The organism is Rhodococcus sp. 05-2254-6, assembly GCF_002258565.1.
GTDB lineage: Bacteria > Actinomycetota > Actinomycetes > Mycobacteriales > Mycobacteriaceae > Rhodococcoides.
The window spans coordinates 17,908-38,019 of record NZ_NOZF01000155.1 but is presented as its reverse complement, the minus strand read 5'-3'; the positions used below and the strand labels follow the sequence as shown (position 1 = coordinate 38,019).

18 protein-coding genes are annotated in these 20,112 nt (G+C 60.8%); 3 read left to right on the top strand and 15 right to left on the bottom strand.

The features are described 5' to 3' along the window. Positions 1 to 3 precede the first annotated feature (3 nt). The 6 genes from CH256_RS21615 to CH256_RS21590 form a co-directional block, all read right to left on the bottom strand. Positions 4 to 774 carry an SDR family NAD(P)-dependent oxidoreductase gene (locus CH256_RS21615; protein WP_037189126.1) on the bottom strand — a complete coding sequence of 257 codons (771 nt, stop codon included), beginning with the start codon at positions 772 to 774 and terminating at the stop codon, positions 4 to 6. A 108-nt stretch (positions 775 to 882) separates the two neighbouring features. Beyond that, a complete protein-coding gene (locus CH256_RS21610) occupies positions 883 to 1,833 on the bottom strand; it encodes an aldo/keto reductase (RefSeq protein ID WP_037189127.1) in 951 nt (316 codons plus the stop codon). A gap of 391 nt (positions 1,834 to 2,224) precedes the next feature. Next, positions 2,225 to 3,019, bottom strand: a complete 795-nt coding sequence (locus tag CH256_RS21605) for an MBL fold metallo-hydrolase (RefSeq protein ID WP_037189128.1) — start codon at positions 3,017 to 3,019, stop codon at positions 2,225 to 2,227. Positions 3,020 to 3,135: 116 nt separating this feature from the next. Further along, positions 3,136 to 4,191, bottom strand: coding sequence for an ABC transporter permease (locus tag CH256_RS21600; protein ID WP_052047461.1), 1,056 nt, complete (start codon positions 4,189 to 4,191; stop codon positions 3,136 to 3,138). Beyond that, positions 4,175 to 5,677: an ATP-binding cassette domain-containing protein gene (locus CH256_RS21595; protein ID WP_143536641.1), complete on the bottom strand. Its 1,503-nt coding sequence runs from the start codon at positions 5,675 to 5,677 to the stop codon at positions 4,175 to 4,177. The genes CH256_RS21600 and CH256_RS21595 overlap by 17 nt, the downstream gene beginning before the upstream one ends. Then, on the bottom strand, positions 5,674 to 6,807 hold the full coding sequence (locus tag CH256_RS21590; protein ID WP_037189132.1) for a sugar ABC transporter substrate-binding protein: 1,134 nt from the start codon (positions 6,805 to 6,807) through the stop codon (positions 5,674 to 5,676). Before CH256_RS21590 ends, CH256_RS21595 begins: the two co-directional genes overlap by 4 nt. Positions 6,808 to 7,466: 659 nt before the next feature. Here CH256_RS21590 and CH256_RS21585 point away from each other — a divergent pair. After that, complete coding sequence (locus tag CH256_RS21585) at positions 7,467 to 8,333, top strand: crotonase/enoyl-CoA hydratase family protein (RefSeq protein ID WP_037189134.1); 867 nt, start codon at positions 7,467 to 7,469, stop codon at positions 8,331 to 8,333. Between the two features lie 27 nt (positions 8,334 to 8,360). On the opposite strand, the gene CH256_RS21580 is transcribed toward CH256_RS21585, so the two are convergent. From CH256_RS21580 to CH256_RS21565, 4 genes are all read right to left on the bottom strand, one after another. Further along, positions 8,361 to 9,032, bottom strand: coding sequence for a TetR/AcrR family transcriptional regulator (locus CH256_RS21580; RefSeq protein WP_037189135.1), 672 nt, complete (start codon positions 9,030 to 9,032; stop codon positions 8,361 to 8,363). 128 nt (positions 9,033 to 9,160) lie between these two features. Beyond that, positions 9,161 to 9,937, bottom strand: a complete 777-nt coding sequence (locus tag CH256_RS21575) for an enoyl-CoA hydratase-related protein (protein ID WP_037189137.1) — start codon at positions 9,935 to 9,937, stop codon at positions 9,161 to 9,163. A 2-nt stretch (positions 9,938 to 9,939) separates the two neighbouring features. Next, positions 9,940 to 10,446: a nuclear transport factor 2 family protein gene (locus tag CH256_RS21570; RefSeq protein ID WP_094670542.1), complete on the bottom strand. Its 507-nt coding sequence runs from the start codon at positions 10,444 to 10,446 to the stop codon at positions 9,940 to 9,942. A 57-nt stretch (positions 10,447 to 10,503) separates the two neighbouring features. Beyond that, entirely contained in the window at positions 10,504 to 11,394 is an 891-nt protein-coding gene (locus CH256_RS21565; protein WP_230596201.1) for an enoyl-CoA hydratase-related protein, read from the bottom strand. Positions 11,395 to 11,551: 157 nt separating this feature from the next. On the opposite strand from CH256_RS21565, the gene CH256_RS21560 reads away from it, so the two are divergent. Further along, positions 11,552 to 12,199 (top strand): carboxymuconolactone decarboxylase family protein, encoded by a 648-nt coding sequence (locus CH256_RS21560; protein WP_037189140.1) that lies wholly within the window; start codon positions 11,552 to 11,554, stop codon positions 12,197 to 12,199. Positions 12,200 to 12,222: 23 nt separating this feature from the next. On the opposite strand, the gene CH256_RS21555 is transcribed toward CH256_RS21560, so the two are convergent. From CH256_RS21555 to CH256_RS21535, 5 genes are all read right to left on the bottom strand, one after another. Continuing rightward, the gene (locus CH256_RS21555) at positions 12,223 to 13,203 is read right to left on the bottom strand and encodes an NAD(P)H-dependent flavin oxidoreductase (protein ID WP_037189142.1); all 981 of its coding nucleotides are present in this window, start codon (positions 13,201 to 13,203) and stop codon (positions 12,223 to 12,225) included. Next, positions 13,200 to 14,090, bottom strand: a complete 891-nt coding sequence (locus CH256_RS21550; protein WP_141215362.1) for an SDR family NAD(P)-dependent oxidoreductase — start codon at positions 14,088 to 14,090, stop codon at positions 13,200 to 13,202. The genes CH256_RS21555 and CH256_RS21550 overlap by 4 nt, the downstream gene beginning before the upstream one ends. Before the next feature lie 14 nt (positions 14,091 to 14,104). Continuing rightward, on the bottom strand, positions 14,105 to 14,899 hold the full coding sequence (locus CH256_RS21545) for an SDR family NAD(P)-dependent oxidoreductase (protein WP_230596202.1): 795 nt from the start codon (positions 14,897 to 14,899) through the stop codon (positions 14,105 to 14,107). Further along, on the bottom strand, positions 14,863 to 16,191 hold the full coding sequence (hisD, locus tag CH256_RS21540) for a histidinol dehydrogenase (RefSeq protein ID WP_037189144.1): 1,329 nt from the start codon (positions 16,189 to 16,191) through the stop codon (positions 14,863 to 14,865). Before hisD ends, CH256_RS21545 begins: the two co-directional genes overlap by 37 nt. A 61-nt stretch (positions 16,192 to 16,252) precedes the next feature. Continuing rightward, entirely contained in the window at positions 16,253 to 18,229 is a 1,977-nt protein-coding gene (locus CH256_RS21535; RefSeq protein WP_052047463.1) for a flavin-containing monooxygenase, read from the bottom strand. Positions 18,230 to 18,441: 212 nt separating this feature from the next. Here CH256_RS21535 and CH256_RS21530 point away from each other — a divergent pair, with 212 nt between their 5' ends. Then, positions 18,442 to 20,088 carry a class I adenylate-forming enzyme family protein gene (locus tag CH256_RS21530; RefSeq protein WP_037189146.1) on the top strand — a complete coding sequence of 549 codons (1,647 nt, stop codon included), beginning with the start codon at positions 18,442 to 18,444 and terminating at the stop codon, positions 20,086 to 20,088. Positions 20,089 to 20,112: the final 24 nt, after the last annotated feature.

Here is a 20,112-nt window from a genome sequence, read left to right as displayed (position 1 = left end):
GTGCTAGCTGATGCCGATGGTCTGGCCACCGTCCACGACCAGGGAATGGCCGATCGTGAAACCCCCGAGATCTGAGCAGAGCCACAGGACGGCTGAGGCGATCTCTTCAGGGGTGCCCATGCGCCCGATTGGCTCCTGAGCGATGACCCGCGCTCGCCCCTCCGGTGTGTCACCAGAGAACCGGCCCATCATTGGAGTCTCGATGATGCCGGGGCAGATCGCGTTGATCTGGATGCCCTGCGCCGCGTAATCGAGGGCCGCCGACTTTGTCATACCGAGGATGCCGTGCTTCGCAGCCGCGTAGGCGGACTGGCCTTTGATGCCGATAACCCCGGCACCTGAAGAAATGTTGACGATCGAGCCGCCTCGTTCTGTCATGGCGAGGATTTCATGCTTCATGGAGACGAACACCCCACGCAGGTCGACCGCGATGAGACGGTCCCATTCCTCATCGCCGATCTCGGCAAGGGGCTTCGGCGGTTGCTCGATGCCGGCATTGTTCACCCCGATGTCGATCGGACCGAGAGCGTCGACAGAGGACTTCACCGCGTCCTCGACACTCTTGCTGTCGGTGACGTCGCAGATGGCGATGTGCACGCGTCGGCCGTGCGCTTCGACGAGCTCAGCGGTCTCATGTAGAGGCTTTTTTGTGGTGTCGGTGACGGCGACGTCGGCACCCGCGGCTGCGAAGGCTTCCGCCGTGGCTCGACCGATGCCGCTTCCGGCCCCGGTGATGAATACGTTCTTGTTCGTGAAGTCGAAAGTGACTGGCATGATTGACCTTTCGTGTTTCCGGGGTAGATCTTCGGACCCGCTGTAGGTGAGTGAGAGGCCCCCGGGTAGCCGTGGCTGCTCGGCCGCCTCAGGGGTCGCGCGGGGTGGTCAGGGCACGTTGTGGCCGGCAGCCTGAATCAGTCCGTACCACTCTCCGCGAGTCAGTGCTATGTCCGACCCCGCCGCGGCGTCGGACACCCGTTGCGGCGTGGTCGTTCCAAGGACGACCTGGATCCCGGCGGGGTGGCGGGTGATCCAGGCTGTCGCGATCGCAATCGGGGTGACACCGTACTTCTTTGCGAGCCGGTCGAGTTCGGCGTTCAGCTCGGGATAGTCCTCGGAGCCGAGAAACACACCATCCTGAAAGCCCTTTTGAAAGGGTGACCACGCCTGAAGGGTGATTTTTTTGATCCGGCAGTAGTCGACGATGCCGCCGCCGTCGCGGGTCACGGAGTCCGCTTGCCCGGCCATGTTCGCAGACAGGCCCTGAGCAATGATTGTGGAGTGCGTCAAAGACAGCTGCACCTGGTTTGCGACGAGTCGCTGCGTTACCGCAGTCTCGAGGAGGTCGATCTGCCGCGGTGTGTGGTTGGAAACTCCGAACGCGCGAACCTTCCCGGTGGATTCCAGGTGATCGAACGCACGGGCAACCTCCTCCGGCTCGACCAGCGCGTCGGGACGGTGCAACAGCAACACATCTAGGTAGTCGGTGCCTAAGGCTTGCAGGGATTTCTCTGCCGAGGTCACGATGTGCTCGTAGGACTGGTCGTATCCCCACGGATCGGCGACGATACTGGTCTTTGATTGCAAAGTGATCTGCTCGCGCTCCGACGGACTCAGCTGTAGAGCCTCGGCGAACCGGCGCTCGCATAGGTGCGGACCACCGCCGGGGTGGTTGAACCCATAAAGATCGGCGTGGTCGAAGAAGTCGATCCCCGCCTCGCGAGCCGTCCTGTACAGCTGCCGGATCTCCTCATCGGTACTGCCCGCAATCCGCATCATGCCGGCGACGATGTTGGACACCTGGATATCGGTCGATCCGAACCGGACGGTACGCATAAATCCTCCGTAGGTCTCGTCAAGGGTGATCCGCCGCGTCGCCTCGTTGGGGAAGGATCTGCGGACGGTTGAGCCTGCCGACATGCCATCTCGTGTTCGCAAACGCCACCGCGACGAGAAGCACGTTCGCTTACGCCGGCTTCGCTTTCCACCGTAGGACGATCGGCAGGCAGGGTGGAATACCCTGACAGGGCACCCCGGGCCACCGGCGGCGGTCAGCTGCCGGCGGAGAGCCATAAATGTGGGGGTCCGGATTCAGCTCGACGTCCCGCGACCTCCGATGAACCGGGTGGATTGCGGCCAAGCCGTAATCATGGCCTCACGCCTCACCGTCGCACGAGTTCTTGGATGGGTCGGCGATCAGTTCTGATACTCGAAAATCTGATGCTGCTCACTGCGCCCAGGTGAATCGACGGAGTCCGTCGAGGGTGGCCAGGCGGCCGAAGGCGAGTTCGGGAAAATGTGCGGGAGCGAATGGATCGCCGGTGGAGGCGAGCTCGTCGGCGATGCGGTTGCGCATTATTCCCGCTGCGATGGGGTCGACATCCCACATGCCGATCCATTCGGGCTCGGTGAGTTCGCCGACAGTGTGGAGGGTGTCGCCGAGGAGAAGGGCACGTTCTTTGCCGTCGTGAACGATGTAAATGGTGCTGCCCGGTGTATGCCCCGGTGCCGGCCTGGCGATCAGGCCTGGAATGATCTCGTGTTCGACGGAGAACGGTTCGACGTGGTCCTCGATGGGTGCGATGATTTCGCGTATCCGGGGGTCCGAAGTGGTACCGGTCATGAAGTACGTCCAATCGTCCTGGTGCAGGCGAAAGGTCGCATTCGGGAACGTGATTCGGCCGTCGACGGTAGACCAGCCGATGTGATCCCAGTGCATGTGCGTGAAACAGACGTCCGTCACGTCGGACGGCTCGACTCCAGCGTCTCGAAGATTGTCGAGCATGCTTCCAGTTGTGGTGTCCGCGCCGGAATGAACTCCACCTCCAGCGTCGATCAGGACGACACGGTCTCTGATTCGAATCAGGAACGAGCCGATGTCCAGACGGATGCGACCGGTCTCGTCGGTGGGATGCTCGACGCAATCCCAGATTTTGCCGTCGGGATGGGTGACCGCGTTACCGATCGGTTCGTGTGCGGTGCCATCGATGATGGGCACTATGTCGTGGGTGCCGACTTTCATAGCGGTCTCTTTCGGTCGGGCCTGACGCTGGACTACGTATGCGCGACAGGTCTCCCGGACGCGAACACGGCCGGTGGCCGCGCGCGGTGGGAGACCCGTTCCGTGTCGGTCTGGACCTATGCAGGCTTTTTGGCTCGAGACTTGCGTCCGGACTTCGAAATCGACTGTGACAGAACAACACCGATTACCAATGCTGCGCCTTGAAAAACCGGTTGGAACCAGAAGGGTGCCCCGAGCAGGCTCAGTCCGGAAAATCCGACGGCCAGAAGAACGACGGCCAGCATCGTTCCAGCGACATTGAAGAATCCGGGACGAACGGTGGTGGCACCCAAAAAGGTTGCCGCGAAGGCAGGTAGGAGCAGGTTCGCTCCGAAGCTGGGGTTCGCCGCGCCTGCCAATCCGAGCTGCATTATTCCGGCGAGGGCTGCCAGTGCACCTGCTGCACTGAACATCACGCACTTGATGAGTCGAACGCGTATACCGACCATCCGAGCAACCTGCTCGGAACCGCCAACCGCGTAAACCTTGCTGCCAAATGGTGTCTTCGTCAGAACTATGTACATGACCAGTGCGATCAGCGCGACAATCCACACTGCAGAACCAACTCCGAGGATCTCGGTCTGAACGAAGGTTCGGAAAACCGAGGGAATGTTTTGCGAAAGTGTCATTCCCCCACTGACTCCCACGGTGACACCGCTGACAGCCAAGCCGACTCCCAGTGTCGCAATGAGCGAGACGACCCGCAAGCGAGCCACCAGCAATCCGGAAGCCAATCCGACGAATGCACCGGCGAGCAAGGCAATCGTGACGGTCAACGGCACCGGAAGCCCGGACTCACCGGCGAGCTTCGCCGTGAGTACCGCCGACAGCCCCAAGGTATATCCGACCGACAGATCGAATTCGCCGACGACGAGGACCAGCAGAACCGACAGTGCCAGAAGCGCACTCACGGCCTGGCCCAACGCGAGCCCCTGCAGATTGGCAGTAGTGGGGAAGGTCCTGGGAAGCAGGATCGAGAACAACGCTGTGAGTCCGATGATCAGGGCCAAGATGCTGTGGTTCTGAAACAGCGTCGAGACTTTCCAGGTTCGCGGCGACGACGAGCCGGGTGTACGAACGGCCGCGTCCTCGGATTTCTCCGCCACGGCGTTGTCACTATGCGTAGGTTGCACGGCTGATGTCCTCCAGATTGAGATCAGTTAGTTCTTCGACGATGCGCCCACCGTTGACGACGATGACGCGGTCGCATAGACGAACGAGATGTTCCGGCTCACTCGAGCGGATGATGACGGTGGTCCCGCGGGCGGCCAGTTCGCGCAAGGTGTCGAAAATGATCTCGCGAGTATTTGGGTCGACGCCCACCGCGGGATCGTCGAGAAGCAATATCCGCGGCTCCAAAAGCAGCCACCTGGCGAGGAGCACCTTTTGCTGGTTGCCGCCGCTCAGGCTTGCGTACGGAACGGTCGGGTCGGCCGGACGGATGTCGAGTTCGCGAATCATCCGGTCGACGTCGGACGCGGCTCGGCGCCGATTGGCACCGTAACGTTCCACTCGGGGGAGTACGACGTTGTCGTGCACCGTCATCAGCGCGATGCCGCCTTCGTTGAGTCGGTCGAGGGAAAGGTAGAAAATCCCGGCCCTGATGGCGTCCCGTGCACCGGTGATCGGTGCGTCGTTGCCGTCTATCTTTGTTGTTCCTACATGTGTGGACTCGACCCCGCCTATGAGACGAAGCAGCTCGGAGGCTCCTTCGCCCGATCGCCCCGTCACACCAAGAATTTCCCCGGTGCCGACTGCCAAGGACAGCTCACGGCTGACGTTTCCGGCCAGATTCTCGACGACGAGTGCAGGACGACCGCGACCGCGACCGCGGCTGCGGTCGTGGTCGTGCGAGGAAGCGCTGTGGCCCGCGCCGCCGACCATTGCGTGGATCACGTCGGCCTCCGAGAAATCGTCGGCACCGATGTTGCTGACGAGATTGCCGTCTCGGAGCACGATCGTTCTGTCGCTGTATTCGCGTACCTCGGGCAGGCGATGGGTGACCATCAATACTGACAATCCCCGATCTGCGACACCTCTGACTCGATCGAGTAGTCGCGCGGCCTCGCGAGTGGACAACGGAGCAGTCGTTTCGTCCAGTACCAACAGTGCGCGTTCGGGAGAGATGCCGGCCATCGAAATCACCAGTGAAACCAACGCCCGTTCGCCCGCCGTCAAGTCCGCACAGAGCGTGTTCGGGTGGACCGCGACGTCGAACTCGCGGAGTATGCCCTCGGTCTTTCGCGCCAATGCCCTCCTCTGGACAAAGGTGGCGCCCACGAGGGGAAACCCCGTGTGCAGCGCGGTCATCTCGGCAACCGTCATGTTTGCGATCAGTGGTGACTCTTGGTGAACAACCCGGATTCCGATTTTCCGGGCGGCTACGGGGGTGAGGTCTTTGGCGCGAATTGGGTTGTCGTTGAACGTGACCTGCGACTTCGCATGCAGCGGATTGACTCCGGTCAATGCTTTGACCGTGGTGGATTTACCCGACCCGTTTGCGCCCAGCAGAGACACGATCGAACCGCGCTCTACAGCGAAGTCGATGCCGTGTACTACCTCGTGTTGACCATAGGAGACAGTGAGGTTCCGTACGGCCAATCGCACTGGGGTGGTCACGGCGTGACACCCCACAGTTCGAGGTAGCGGTCGACGTAACCGTTCTCGGCGACCCAGTATTGGTCGGTGACCTCGTCGACATTGTCGATCGTCAAAAGGCGCGATGGCGCGCCCTGGCTGTATCGCAAACGATCATCGGTGACACCGGGTGTCTCCCAGAGGGGCTGACCCGACAGGACCCGGATCATCTGATCCACAGCACCGTAACCGAGGAAGACGTCGTCCTGAACGACATCGGCGGCCTGGATGTTGCCGTCGCGAATGAACCCAAGGTTCTGCGGTGCGCCGACGCAAGACACGAGCGTGACACGATCGGAGAGGCCCGTGTTGCCCATTGCGGGCACCATGTCGGCTGCTGCCGAATCGAACGCTCCGCTGACGTAGTCGATGCTCGGCTCTGCCTGCAGTGCGCTGGCAATTCGCTGGCCGAGGCCGTTCCCGATGTCGGTCACGACAAACTGCTGCGTGTCTTGGACTACGCACTCGTCACAGCGGTCTACTGCTGCGACCATCGCATCGGCGATCGCCGGGGAACTCGGAAACTCTCGGTCGACGGTCGGCAAGAAGTTCGCCGTACCACCGGAGTCCGTGACAATCCACGATCCGAGCTGGTCACCCCACAACGTGTAGTCCGGAGCGACGTCGAACAACACGCCATCGGTTGCGGCAATGCCGAGACCTGCGGCTCCAACCGGAATTCCCCGAGAGGCAGCGAGTTCGATTGCGCCACTGAGCGGAACGGGATCTGTCGCGGCGAGGATGATGGCGTCGACGCCACTATTGATTGCTTGGGTCATCGCTTGGTTTTGTCCGACCGGATCGCCCTTGCCGTCGAACCGGGTAACTGTCCACCCCAGGGCTTCACCGGCTTGTGTCACCCCGTCTGCCTGCCGCACACACCCCGACACGGACCCGGAACAGACCACGACTGCTATCGAGATGTCGGTCGGTGGTGTCGGTGTTTCGGTCGGGCCTGTCCAGTCGGTCACCGGTGCCAGCGCGTCGTCGACGACCGCTTGAAAGGACGATAAGTCCTGCGTCGAGGTCCGGTCCTGGGACGCTGCCTGTGAGTCGCACGCGGTGGTCAGTAGTAGTAGGCCGACGACCGGCACGATCCATTTGATCTTCACAGAGGCTTCTTTCGTGAAATGGGTCCGGAGAGCTACCGGACAGGTGAGGGTCCTTTGAGGAATGCAGCCAGCGTGGATCGCAAATTGTTCAGATGCACATGAACCAGTCAGCGACACGTGTTCGTGAAGATTCATTGGGCAGCACGTCGATCGCTGCCCAATCGACGGCCCGGTGGGACAAGTGGTGTTCTGTGTCACATTCGTGCAGGACTATTAACGCGCCCGGATGTCTCTGTGTCCAATACCGATCTTGAATCATGCATATAGCCGTCGGCTATGCACAATGGTTGCAACGGTTGGGGGCAATTCGACGTTGAGCATCGTCTCGGCAGGAATTCGGGCTGTCGCGCGCTTCGCGAGTAAATTCCGCCGTTCCCTGTAAGTCGTCGACTGCGACACGTTCTGATGTTCGGCCATTGACTTCGGCCGAGTATTCAAGGGTCGTGCTTGCGCCGAAGCGAGGTCGGCAACGCGACTGTTGACAGGCTGTGGTGGGAGTGTGACGATAATGGTCGATTCTGAGGAAAGAGTTTCCCAGCACCCGCCTCGCGGGACGCACTCAGCGTGCACTTCGTCGCCAACGACTGGACGGATGGCACGGACAGTCTGAGGTCCAGGTCGAGCCTGTTCACCAGGGTGATAAGTAGTCAAGGAGGCAAATGAACTACGAGACACTCGACTGGTCCGTCGATGAAGTCGGCATTCTTGTTCTGACACTGTCGAGGCCTGAATATCTGAATGCATTCTCGGTGACGATGGCAGAAGAATTGGAGAGCGCATTCCGGCGTGTGCGCATCGACCCGGCGATACGCGCGGTCGTGGTGACCGGTGCTGGTCGAGCGTTCTGTGCCGGCATGGACCTGGCTGTCGAGGGAAATGTCTTCGGGTTGGACGAGTCGCTGAGTCCGACGGTGTCGGACATGCGCGAGCGGCTGGCCGAGGAGCCGTTCCAATCCGGTGTTCGGGACACCGGCGGGAAAGTCACGCTTGCCATCCATTCCTGCGACAAGCCCGTCATTGCTGCGATCAACGGTGCGGCGGTCGGTATCGGCGCGACGATGACTCTTGCGATGGACATTCGCATGGCCTCCACCGATGCAAAGATCGGCTTCGTGTTCGGTCGACTCGGCATCGTTCCCGAAGCCACGTCTTCCTACTTCCTGCCGAGGATTGTCGGCCTGCAAACAGCGCTCGAGTGGATTTACTCGGCGGATATTCTCGATGCCGACCAGGCGCTGGCGGGTCGGCTCCTCAGATCGGTGCATCCACCCGAGGAATTGCTTTCTGCGGCAATCGAGCTGGCCCGAAAATTCGTCGCCGGGCGTTCGTCGTCAGCCATCGCACTGTCTCGTCGACTGGTGTATTCCGGTTCGGGGTCGGCGCATCCCGTGGAGGCGCATCGACGGGAAAGTTTGGCCATGTGGCACGCCTCGATGGGTGACGGAAAGGAAGGCGTTGCCGCATTCCTGGAAAAACGGAAGCCGAGGTTCTCGGGTACGGCCGCAGACGTACCCGACCTCGGGTGAACGGACTCTCGCGCACTGGCTGCTTTGTCAGTCCTCGGCTGCGCCCTCCGCCATGATTCCGTCGAAGAATATTGCAGAGAACACGCGTGAGAGATCCTCTGCCGAATACCGGCTCTTGCCGGGCACGAACCACCGATGCGTCCACTGGGTCATGCCGAAAATACTGTTTGCTATCAACGTGTTCGACAGATCGGGTCGGAACGTACCGTCGGCAACCCCGAGTGCAATGGCGTCCAGGAAATACTTCTCGATCTTGTGGGTGTTGTCCACCATCTCCTGGGCCCACTTCGAGTCGAGCGATGACACCCGGCCCCAGTCTTCCTGCATATAGACGTACATGTAGGGGTAGTGCTCCACCTGAGATGCAAGCAGCATCGCAATGAGAGCTTCGAGCGTCTCCCGCGGTCGTAGCTTCTTGGCCACGATCTCGTCGGCTCGTGACAAGTTGGTCACCACGGTGCTCGTGATGCACTCCTGGAACAGTTCTTCTTTGCTGCCGACATAGTAGTAGAGCGAAGCTCGGTCGGTGCCGTATGCCGCCGCAACGTCATTCAATGATGCGGCGGCATAACCTTTTTCGCGAAACACTTCTGCGGCGACCCTGAGGAGCCCAGCTCGCTTTGCAGAATAGTCGGCCGAATTTTCGGTCAGCGCGCTCTTACGCCGTTTTGCAATTCCGCTGACTGGTGACTTCGCCACAGCCCTGCCTCGCCTTCGTGACCGTCGCTTCTCGAATGGTTCAGCCAGTATAGGTTCGACAAATTCCGCTACGAGAGGCCACTGTTGACCGGCCTCGCTCGCGCCGTTCTTGCGAGGGGCTCACGGCGTCACTTCCCCGCCCACTGTGGCTTGCGCTTCTCCTCGAACGCTTTCCGGCCCTCGAGGACGTCGGACGATGCGGCGTAGGCCTCGATCATTTCGAACTTGGTCGACAGTGCCACTTCCAACGGGTACGAGGCGCGGGAAAGGACGGCGTGTTTGGCCGCCTGTTGAGCCAACGGCGACGCGGTGGTGAGCTTCTTCGCCCATCTCAACCCGGCCGCATCCAGATCCTCGAACGGGACCACTTCGTTGACCAGGCCGTGAGTCAAGGCGTCCTGCGCCCCCATACGGTCACCGGTCAAGATCAGTGCCATGGCGATGCGATGCGGGAGATGGCGAATTGCCCGATGAACAACGCCGGATTCGCCGATAATTCCGGCTTTGACCTCCGGAAGGCCGAATTGGGTGTTGTCTGCGGCGACGATGATGTCGGCGCACATGGCAAGCTCGAACCCGCCGCCGAGGACGTAGCCTTGGACAGCCGCAATCAGGGGCTTGTTCAGTACTCGAAGCGGTCCTCCCACGCCGGTCAGGCCGCCTCCGAGTGCACGCCGGGATGGGCTCGCAGCCGTACCGCCGCTGATGTCGGCACCTGCGCAAAATGCTCGTTCGCCGGTTGCTCCGAGCACGGCAGCCCAGATATCTGGGTTGTCCTCGATCTCGTCCCATCTATTTGCCAACTGCTCGTCGACTTCGGCCGAGATTGCGTTGAGGACCTTCGGACGGTTCAAGGTGAGGTAGGCGACGTGGTCCCGGACCTCGTAGAGAAGTTCGTCGGACACGGTCAGCTCGTCTTCTGTGTGCGTGGCGTCGGGACGAGCGCGTGGGCCTTCGCGTGGTAATTCTCGGTTCCGGCCGTCTTCTGTTCGCGACGTGAGATCTTCCAGCCCTCGTCGGTCCGGGTGAACTCGTCGTGGTACTGGGCGTACACGATCCCGTCCGGACGATCTCGGTAGTACTTGTGCCACGCGTAGAGAACCGACCGCACTTTCGCAGTGTCCTTGTTCACGAAGTCGATCACGATGTTGCTGACGTGATGACTCGTGCCTGCGAAGAATGCGGCGATTCCAGTCTTATCGTTCGAAAGCACATCGAGGTAGCTTTCTGCGCCGGTGGCACCGTGGGAGGGGCCGTAAGCAACGTACAGGTCCTCGACGAAGAGGGGGAGCATCGACTGGGGGTCGGCTGCGTCGAGATGAAACGCATACTGGAAAAGGACTCGTTCGATATCCCTTTCGTCTACAAGACGCTGTACGACTGCCATAATGTTGTCTTCGTTGACCGAAGTCATGACGCTCCATTCATTCTCAGATGTCGATCCGGTTCCATGGTTCATGTCAGTCTACGGTCATGTTGACAGCTCGTCAACGGTACCGTTGCCTGTGAAGGGAATAGCCTGGGTCGGTGCTGAGAGATCGGAAGTCGGTGCGACGCGGAACGATTCGATCACCGACTTCAGGCCTTCTTCGGCGATGCGGGCACGTAAGGCTGCTACCTCTGGGGTCATGTGGGCCAATGCGTCCGCATCCGCTATACCTCCCAGCGCATTACGAGTTCCCATCGCCTCCATCGCGCGATTGATCGAAACCTTCTTGATGGTCAGCAGGCTGGGCGGCACCTGAGCGATTCTTCGTGCGAGCGAGGCCACGCGCGCTATCAGTTCGCTTTCCGGGACGGCGTGATTCGCCCAGCCCCACTCGACTGCGGTTCGTCCGTCGATGCTGTTGCCCGGAACGAACGCAAATTCCTTGGCCCGTTTCGGTCCGACGAGAGTTGCCCAGACGGGCGAGACGTAACCGGCCCCGATCGGAATGGTGACTTCGGCGATTTTCGCGTTCTCGGTAACGATGGTGATATCGGTGAAGGTGGCCAGCTGCGTTGCTCCGGCGACGCAGTATCCGTGAATTGCTGCGATAACCGGCTTGGGGTGGTCCCAGATGGCGAGATACCGATCGATATTCCTCTGCAATCGGGTACGGTCGGCCACGGGGTCCGCGGCCGTGGTCGGCGCGACTTGTCCAAGGTCGTATCCGGCGCTGAAGCCTTTACCCTCTCCCCGGATGGCGATCACCGGTTCGCCCGAATGTTTCAGCCGCGCAAGTGCGTCGGAGAACTCGTCGAGCAGTTCGTTGGACAGTGCATTGGCCTTGTCCGGTCGATTCAGCACGATCCAGGACACGGGTGAATCGTGCTCGACCCGGATGTTGACGTAGTCGGGCATTGCCGGATGTTCGGGCATGTGGCTCCTTGATTCGAGACGTGTCCGGTTCGAGACGCCGCTTCTGTACTCGTCACACTAGGCAGCCGGTACCACGCCGTCAACACTTGTGTTGCCAACACTTCAGTGAGGTCGATAAGCTCGGCTCGACAACGTTTTTCGATCGACGAGGAGAGTCGTGACAGTCAGTCAGCAACAGGTCGACACGCAAGCGGCACGGCTGTTGAAAGGGGTTCCCGACGGGGACGGTCTGACCGAAATCCAAGTTGCGTTGATCCAATTCGCACTCCGCGCCACCTCCTCGTCCCTCGACACCCTCGGAAGCAGGAGATGGGCGGAACGTGCAGTTGCGGCGGGAGCAACGTTCGACCAGCTGCACGAGATCGTTACGCTGCAATCCAGCGTCGGAGTCCATGCATTCTTCGAGAGTTCTCGTGCCCTGGCATCGGCGGCCTGCCCGGAGGGTGGTTGGCCACCCCTGGACGAGCAGCGGCAACATTTGTGGGACAAACATATCGGTGGCACGAAGTACTGGACTACCATGCAGGAGGAGATTCCAGGCTTCTTGGAGTCCCTGCTCCGGATGTCTCCCGAAGCGTTCGAGGGATTCATTACCTATTGCGGACTACCGTTCCGGGCACAGTTGGTTCCGAACATCACGAAAGAACTCATCAGCATGGCGTCGGATGCAGCGACAGCGCATAGATACCTACCAGGGATGCGGATGCATCTACGAAATGCTGTCAGGATGGGTGCAGGACGTGCAGCTATTGATCACGCGCTGAGGCTCGGTGCCGAATCTCCGAGTTTCATCGGCGTCGAGTAGGGCGTGCATCGGCCTACTCGACGCTAGTAAGCGACGAGGCCCGTCAATCGGCGGTCGATCAATTCTTCGGCGTCGTTGATGATCTGCTTCACGACATCCGCGCAGCTCAGAATGTCGGTGACCAACGCCTGGCTTTGTCCGACCCACCACAGTCCGTCATCCATCCGGCCTTCAGCGAGAACGTTCTGACGCCCCCGAGCACCCGACGCCAGCGATGCGATGTCCTCGAATGTCGTTCCTTCTCGCTTCTCGACGTCGAGGATCTCGTCAGATACCGCGTTCTTGGCAACTCGCGCGGTATTACGGAATTTACGAAAGATCAGATTGGTATCGCGTTCGGTATTGGCCACAATCCGATCTTTGACGTTGCGATGCACAGGAGCTTCCGCAGTCGCGACGAAGCGGGTTCCCATATTGATTGCGTCCGCGCCGAGCGCGAGAGCCGCGACGAGGCCTGCGCCGGTGGCGAATCCGCCCGAAGCGATGATCGGTAGGTCTGTGCGTGCCGCGACGGCCGGAATGAGTACAAGACTGGATACGTCGTCCTCGCCGGGGTGACCTGCACACTCGAACCCGTCCACGGATAACGCGTCGACGCCGAGTTTCTGCGCGGAGATCGAGTGCCGCACGGCGACGGTCTTGTGAATTACCTTGATACCGGCGGACTTGAGTGACGGTAGGTGGTCCTTCGGGCTCGAGCCGGCTGTTTCGACAATCGAGATTCCGTTGTCGATGATGACCTGGCGATACTCGTCGTAAGGAACGGGCGCGATCGTGGGGAGTATTGTCAGATTTACGCCGAACGGCCTATCAGTCAAGGCCTTCGTTCTTCGAATTTCTTCGTCCAGGGCAGCGGGCGTCGGCTGCGTCAGGGCCGAAAGAAATCCCAGCGCACCGGCATTGGCGACGGCGGCGATCAAGACAGCTCGCCCGGCTCCGGTCATCCCGCCGCACACTATCGGATGTTCGATATCGAACTCTTGCGTGAATCGGGTGGAGATCATCGGGGTTCTTCCTTGCTGAGGTGGCGAGTGAGTTGCTGAAGCGTCCGGTCCGACGCTCCGTCTCGGAGGTCTTTCAAGCGCGCCTCGATCTCGGCATCGGGGTAGCCGTGGGTGAGCACTGCGTTCTGGCCTGACAACACGGCCTCGACGGCGAGTTCGCCGAGTGTCTCTGCTGCTACGGGAAGGTTGTACGTGAGCGTCGCGGCTCGTTCGGGCTCATAGGCCACAATATTGCGAACCGCTGATCTATCGGAGCCGGGCCGGAGGCGTTCACTGGTCGCGATCGAAGTAGGGACGAGGCCTGGGTACAACACGGTGACGCCGAAGTCGTCGCCATGGTCCTCGAGTTCGTATCGCAATGCGTCGGACAGTGCGGTGACTGCGGCTTTGGAGGCCGCGTAGGGCGCGTGTCCAGGAGCGATGTCGAGCGCCGTCACAGACGATGTGTTGACCAGGTGTTTGTGGCCGGGCTGCTCGCGCATTCTGGGCACGAAGCTCACGATCCCGTGCACCACGCCGAAATAGTTCACCTCCATCGCCCACGCAAAGTCTCTGATCGACGCGTTCCAGGATGCGCGGTGGGGCCGCATCGACACTCCGGCGTTGTTGCACAGAACATCGACACGACCGTGCCGAGAGAAGACCGAATCGGCGAGAAGGTCGACCGAATCTGCATTGCTGACGTCGACTCTTGCGGCGAAGGCTGTTCCGCCGAGCTCGGACACCTCGGTGACGAGTCCGTCGGCAGCCGCTTCGTCGATGTCGGCGACGATTACTCGAGCTCCACGAGCGACGAACGATAGCGTCATCGCTCGCCCGATCCCGGTCGCGGCACCGGTGATGACGACGACGGATTCGCTGTTCAACGATGCCCCGGTCATGTTCATGCGTTCCTCACCTTTCACCACGCGGTGTAACCGCCGTCGACCAGCAGAGTGTGGCCGGTTATCAGACCGGCTGCGTCGCCGGCCAGAAAGGCGACGGCACCGACGATATCCTCGGGTTCCCCGAAGCGGCCCAACGGGATCCGAGCGCGCAGAGTTTCGCCCCACCCGGGTCGCGACAGGGTGTCAGCGGTGAACTCGGTCCGTACGAAAGTGGGGGCAACAGTGTTGACTCGGATGCTGTGTGGGGCCCACTCGAGTGCGAGAACTTTGGTGAGTTGGTCGAGGCCACCCTTGGTCGCGCAGTACACCGCGCGTTCCTCGATCCCCACCGCGCCTGCTTGAGACCCGATATTGACGATAGCACCAGAGGTACCGGCCGATACCCATTGCTGTGCAACGGCTCGGGTGAGGAAGAACGTACCTCGCAGATTGGTGTCGACAATGGAATTCCACTGCTCGATCGTCACATCAAGTGCCCGTGCGGGGTGATTGACCCCCGCGTTGTTGACCAGAATGTCGAGGGAGGTGCCGCGCAGACGTGCACTGAAACGCTCGACGAAGGGCGCAATCGAGCTCACGTCCTCCAGGTCGAGAACGAAACCCGTTGTGCCGAGCTCGGATTCGATGTGCCGAACACCGGCATCGGTTCTCGATGTCCCGTAGACTGTTGCACCGAGTTCGGTGAGCGCTCCTGCGATGGCCTTTCCCAGACCCCTGTTCGCTCCGGTGACCAGAGCAGTCTTTCCTGAAAGCGAGAACGTGAGCACAGTGTCTACCGCGGCCGGACCGAGAGCGTGGCTGGAGCCCATGGCAGCGGTGCGCCGCCGTACTTCGCTGCACGCACATCACCCGAGCGGGCGTGGCCCTCGAAGTACTCCACCCGCGCAGCTCTTCCACAGAGGGTTCCGAGTTCGGCGCTCGCTGACTCCGAGGTGATCTCCTGATAGGTCACGGTCTTCAGGTACTTTCCTACCCACAGCCCTCCCGTGTAACGCGCTGCACCGCGCGTGGGCAAGGTGTGATTGGTGCCGATCACTTTGTCTCCGTACGAAACACATGTCTTCTCGCCGAGGAAGAGTGCACCGTAATTGCTCATAGCTTCTAGTGCTCGACGCGGCGTGTCGGTCAAGATCTGCACATGCTCGGACGCAAATGTGTCGGCGAGGGCGTAAGCGGCTTCGATGTCGGCGGTGACGATCACCTGTCCGTGGTCTCGCCATGCGACACCTGCGAAGTCGCGGGTAGGCATGTCGGGCAGGATCGCGTCGATGTGCTCGATAACGCTGCGAGCGAGGGCTTCGGAATCTGTGATCAAAACGGCAGGCGAATCCGGGCCGTGCTCGGCCTGGCTGAGAAGGTCCACTGCGACAATGAACGGGTCCGCATTCGAGTCGGCGACGATCAAGACCTCGGTTGGCCCGGCGAACAAGTCGATTCCCACCTGGCCGAACAGTTGGCGTTTGGCCTCGGCAACGAAGGCGTTGCCGGGGCCGGCGAGCATGTCGACTTTCCGAATGCTTTCGGTGCCGAGTGCCATTGCAGCAACCGCCTGCACACCACCGAGTAGGTAGATGTCATCCGCACCTGCGAGATGGAACGCGGCAACGGTTGCTGCAGGGACTTCGCCTCGGATCGGTGGGGTGCACGCCGTGACGTGTGGAACGCCTGCGACCTTCGCCGTCACGGTAGTCATGTGCGCAGAAGCGACCAACGGGTATCTACCGCCCGGTGCATATGCTCCGGCCGCGGACACCGGCAGATTGCGTTGTCCCAGATGGACACCCGGCGAGGTCTCGACCTCGAAGTCGTGCAAGGAATCGCGCTGATGCTGAGCGAAAACTCGGACGTTACGCTGAACGGTCTCGATGTCGGCGATGACCTCGGCAGGAACTGTCGAGATGATCTCGTCGATTCTCTCTGCGCTCAGTCTGAAGCTTTCCGGGCTCCACCTGTCGAATTTCTCGGAATATGCGCGGACCGCAGCGTCACCGCGGTCGCGGATGTCGGCGATGACCGTGGATACGGTGTCCGCGACCGAGGGGTCACCGGTGGTCGCGGTGTCGACCTTTGCGGGTGTCTTCAGATGAAGTGTGTCGGGCATGATTGCCGCCTTTCTGTGGTGCTGGTGGGGTCGGGAAATATCCGATGCGACGGTGACCGCACTACCGTGCCTGCTGAACCGCTGCGTCTTCGAGGATGTCGAAGTCCGCGAGGTCGGGGAGTCTGACCATCTCCCAGTATTCGACGTTCAGGAAGGGCATGACGAAAATGACTCGGCCCTTGGAATTGCGGTAGTAAGTCGCGAATCCTGGATGGGTCCACACCGTCTTGGAGTGCATCGTATCGACGAGTTCGTTGTATCGGTTCGTAGAGTCTTCGGTTGCGCTGATAGCAATGAAGTTCTTGCGGAACATTTCGGCCAGAAGGTCACGGAGGTACCGAGCTTGAAGCTCCATGAAGTACATGAAGCTTCCGCTACCCGGTAGCGAATGCGGTCCACCGAGCATGAAGAAATTGGGGAAATGCGGAATGGAAACGCCGAGGTAGGCGCGGGGGTCGTCGTCGTCCCAGGCCTTGCTGAGGTCGAGCCCTCCCTCGCCGCGTACCTCGAGTGAACTCAAGAACCGTGCAGCCTCGAATCCTGTTGCCCAGATGATGACATCGACGTCGAGTTGTTCACCCGTGGACAATGTGAGTCCGGTTCGCGTCACATCCGAGACACCGCTCGTGAACAGATCGACGTTCTCGCGCTTGAGAGTTCGATACCACCCGTTGTCGAGGAGCATTCGCTTGCCGAAGGGCGGATAATCGGGGACGGCTTTTTCGATCAGATCGGGTCGTCCTTCCAAGGCGGACTCGATGTATCCCGTCAGGAATTCGCGCTGTCGGTCGTTTCTCCGGTTCACCGACCGTGCGGGGTGCGGCCACGACGGATCCACCCTGAGTGCGTCGATGATCTTGTCACCGTGCTGATAGAAGAGCCCGATCCAGTTCCACGCCCTGTAGAGCGGAAGATGTTGCAGGAGTGTGCGTTCGGCAGCAGGCACTTCCTCGCGGAACTGGTCGAAGGGTGCAACCCACTGCGGTGACCGTTGCACGATGGCCAGGTGTTCGACGATCGGAGCGATCGATGGTGAGATCTGTTGGCTGCTCGCGCCTGCCCCGACGATCGCTACACGTTTGCCGGTGAGATCAAGGCCATCCGGCCATCTGTTCGAGTGGAATTGAAGTCCCCCGAACTTCTCGCGCCCCGCGATCGACGGTAGTTTCGGCTGGTTCAGCGAACCCACCCCACTGATGACCATGTTCGCGACATGGGTGTCCAGATCACCGTCCCGGCTTCGGGTGGTGACGGTCCATAGTGCGGTGTTGTCGTCGTATACGGCGCTCACGACCTCGGTCTCGAACGAGACCTCGGTACGGGCATCCAACGAGTCGAGCACGCCGTTGAAGTATTCGTAGAGCTCGTCCCGGAGCTCGAAATGTCTATCCCAGTCTCGGTAATCGAACGAGAACGAGTAGAGGTGGCTCGGTGTGTCGACACCCGCGCCGGGGTAGCGGTTTTGATGCCACACGCCGCCGGCATCGGTACCCCGCTCAAACACGGTGAACTCGATACCGAGTTGCTGCAGTAGGTGGATGGCGGCAAGCCCGGAGATCCCCATTCCGATGACGATGGCGCGCGTCCCCGCAGGAGGGGTGACGTCCGGTAATTCGTCCAGGTCGCCGCTGTCGGCGGAGCGTCGACGGAGTTCCTCGGTCAGAATCGCTGCGTATCGCCGGTCGATCGGTTCACCGAGGAAAAAGCTCGCGGCCTTCTCCATGTCGCGAACGTCGTGCAGATCCAGCACCGGGCGCCGGTGCGCTAGCAAAGACGCGATCGCGTCGACGGCTGCGTCGCGGACGACGCGTTGATCGGCCTCGGCAATATCGCCGGTCGGGCGAGGTGAGACTCCTCGGAAATGACTGGGAGCGAATCGCGGTCCGATCCAGGACTCGTCTCCGGTCACCTGGTAGAGGACCATCAGCAGCACCGGTACCGAGGCTCCTTCGACCGCCTCGCGAACCTCGTCTTCTGTCAAGGCAGGTGCGCCGTGCGACTCGGTCTTGTGATGCACCTTGGTCGTCGTGTTGGTCATCGTTCCTCCGTATCGAGATTTCTCACTCAGTCAACATGATCGTTAACGACTCGTCAACATATGCGTTGAAACAAATTTCGTTAAAGCGGATGACCGTTAACGGGAGCGTTGACGACCGTGCGGGACCGGCCTAGTATTCGGATTCGGCCCGTAAAGCCCCGTCTCCAAAAAGAATCGACTTGGGACGATCTACGAATGCAAGGATCAGGTCCATGTACAACCAGTCCGTGTTCAGCGAATGCATGCCCCTCGGCGATGTGCTCATCCGTTCCGGCGAACGATTTCCCGATCATCCCGCGTTCGTATTGCCGAACGAGACTCTGTCGTACCGGGAGATGACGGCCGGCGCGGTCCGTATCGGCCGCCTGCTCATCGCCCTCGGGCTGCGGGCCGGTGACAAGGTCGGCGTGCTTGCGCCCAACTCACGCGAATTCGTCGAGGCCGCGTTCGGTACGGCGCTCGCAGGCGCAGTACTCGTGCCGCTCAACCCACGTCTTCGCAGTCGCGAACTGAGTTACATCATTGCCCATTCCGAGATTTCGGTCGTGCTCACCACGGACGCACTCGCACCCCGCACGGACTTCCGAACGGAACTGACTGCAGCTTTTCCAGGAGTGGCGACGAGCGACTCGTTGGGCCTGGCGCTCCACGAAGCACCACACCTTCGAGAAATCGTCATGTTGAAGGGTGAAGGGGGACCCGGGATCGTCGGTGCATCAGCGGTGGACGAACTTGCTCACTCGGTGACGAAGGCCGACATCGAGGTGCGAAGACAACGGGTGCGACTGCGCGACGACGCCGTAATCATTTACACCTCGGGAACCACTGCTTCACCCAAGGGTTGCGTGTTGTCGCATGAGGCCGTGACACGAGGGCCCATCGGACGCACGGCGCAGGCCGTCCCATTCCCTGAGCCGCGTGAGAACAGGGTGTTCTGGTCACCGGCACCGCTGTTCCACATCGCGGCACTGCAGGGCCTGATTGCCTGTGTAGCAATGGGATCGACGTATCTGACCGACGTGTATCTCGACGGTGGGCGGGCGCTGGACATGGTGCGCAAGTGGCGTCCGACCTCGCTGTGGCCGATGTTCCAGTCGGCCTTCGATACTTTGATGGACGCACAGGGCTTCCGGGAGGTTGACTTGGAGGATGCGACGTCGTTGATCACGGTCGGCAGTGCCGACGAGATGCGCTTCGTCCAATCACGATTCCCGAAAGCATTGCTCATCAACGGATCTGGAATGTCCGAGATGTCAGGTCACTTTTCCCTGTCCAAGCCTACAGACGACGTCGAATTGAGGGCGGTCACCTCCGGGATGCCTGTACATGGGGTAGAGGTCAAGATCGTAGACCCGGTGACGTTGGGTATTGTGCCGCTCGGCGAGCTGGGTGAGCTTTACGTGAAGGGCTACGCAATGATGACCCGCTACTACCGAGACCCGGAGCAGACCGCCGCCGCAATCGACGAGGAAGGTTGGCTGCACACCGGAGATCTGTTTCGCACGTTGAGTAGTGGGCATCTTCGCTACGAGGGCCGGCTGAAGGACATGATCAAGGTGGGTGGTGAGAACGTCCCCGCCATCGAGGTCGAGTCATATCTGTGTACGCACCCCGATGTCGTACTTGCGCAGGTCGTCGCGAAGCGCGACCGCCGACTCGATGAGGTGCCCGTCGCGTTCGTCGAATTGCGCGAAGGTGCCACTGTAAGTGCCGACGACATCATTGCGTTCTGTAGGGGACAGATTGCGAGCTTCAAAGTCCCACGTCAGGTGTTCTTTCTGAGCGCGGAAGAGTGGCCGAGGTCGGCCACGAAGATGAACAAGAGGGCCCTCCGCGAGGTGGCCGCAACCAGTTCGTGATCAACGAATGTGTTGCCTGTCACG

Coding starts and splice junctions, on each gene's coding strand:
- CH256_RS21535 (WP_052047463.1), bottom strand. CDS start 18,229: ATGACCAACACGACGACCAAGGTGCATCACAAGACCGAGTCGCACGGC.
- CH256_RS21545 (WP_230596202.1), bottom strand. CDS start 14,899: ATGGGCTCCAGCCACGCTCTCGGTCCGGCCGCGGTAGACACTGTGCTC.
- CH256_RS21550 (WP_141215362.1), bottom strand. CDS start 14,090: ATGAACATGACCGGGGCATCGTTGAACAGCGAATCCGTCGTCGTCATC.
- CH256_RS21555 (WP_037189142.1), bottom strand. CDS start 13,203: ATGATCTCCACCCGATTCACGCAAGAGTTCGATATCGAACATCCGATA.
- CH256_RS21605 (WP_037189128.1), bottom strand. CDS start 3,019: ATGAAAGTCGGCACCCACGACATAGTGCCCATCATCGATGGCACCGCA.
- CH256_RS21610 (WP_037189127.1), bottom strand. CDS start 1,833: ATGCGTACCGTCCGGTTCGGATCGACCGATATCCAGGTGTCCAACATC.
- CH256_RS21570 (WP_094670542.1), bottom strand. CDS start 10,446: ATGACTTCGGTCAACGAAGACAACATTATGGCAGTCGTACAGCGTCTT.
- CH256_RS21585 (WP_037189134.1), top strand. CDS start 7,467: ATGAACTACGAGACACTCGACTGGTCCGTCGATGAAGTCGGCATTCTT.
- CH256_RS21565 (WP_230596201.1), bottom strand. CDS start 11,394: ATGCCCGAACATCCGGCAATGCCCGACTACGTCAACATCCGGGTCGAG.
- CH256_RS21615 (WP_037189126.1), bottom strand. CDS start 774: ATGCCAGTCACTTTCGACTTCACGAACAAGAACGTATTCATCACCGGG.
- CH256_RS21530 (WP_037189146.1), top strand. CDS start 18,442: ATGTACAACCAGTCCGTGTTCAGCGAATGCATGCCCCTCGGCGATGTG.
- hisD (WP_037189144.1), bottom strand. CDS start 16,191: ATGCCCGACACACTTCATCTGAAGACACCCGCAAAGGTCGACACCGCG.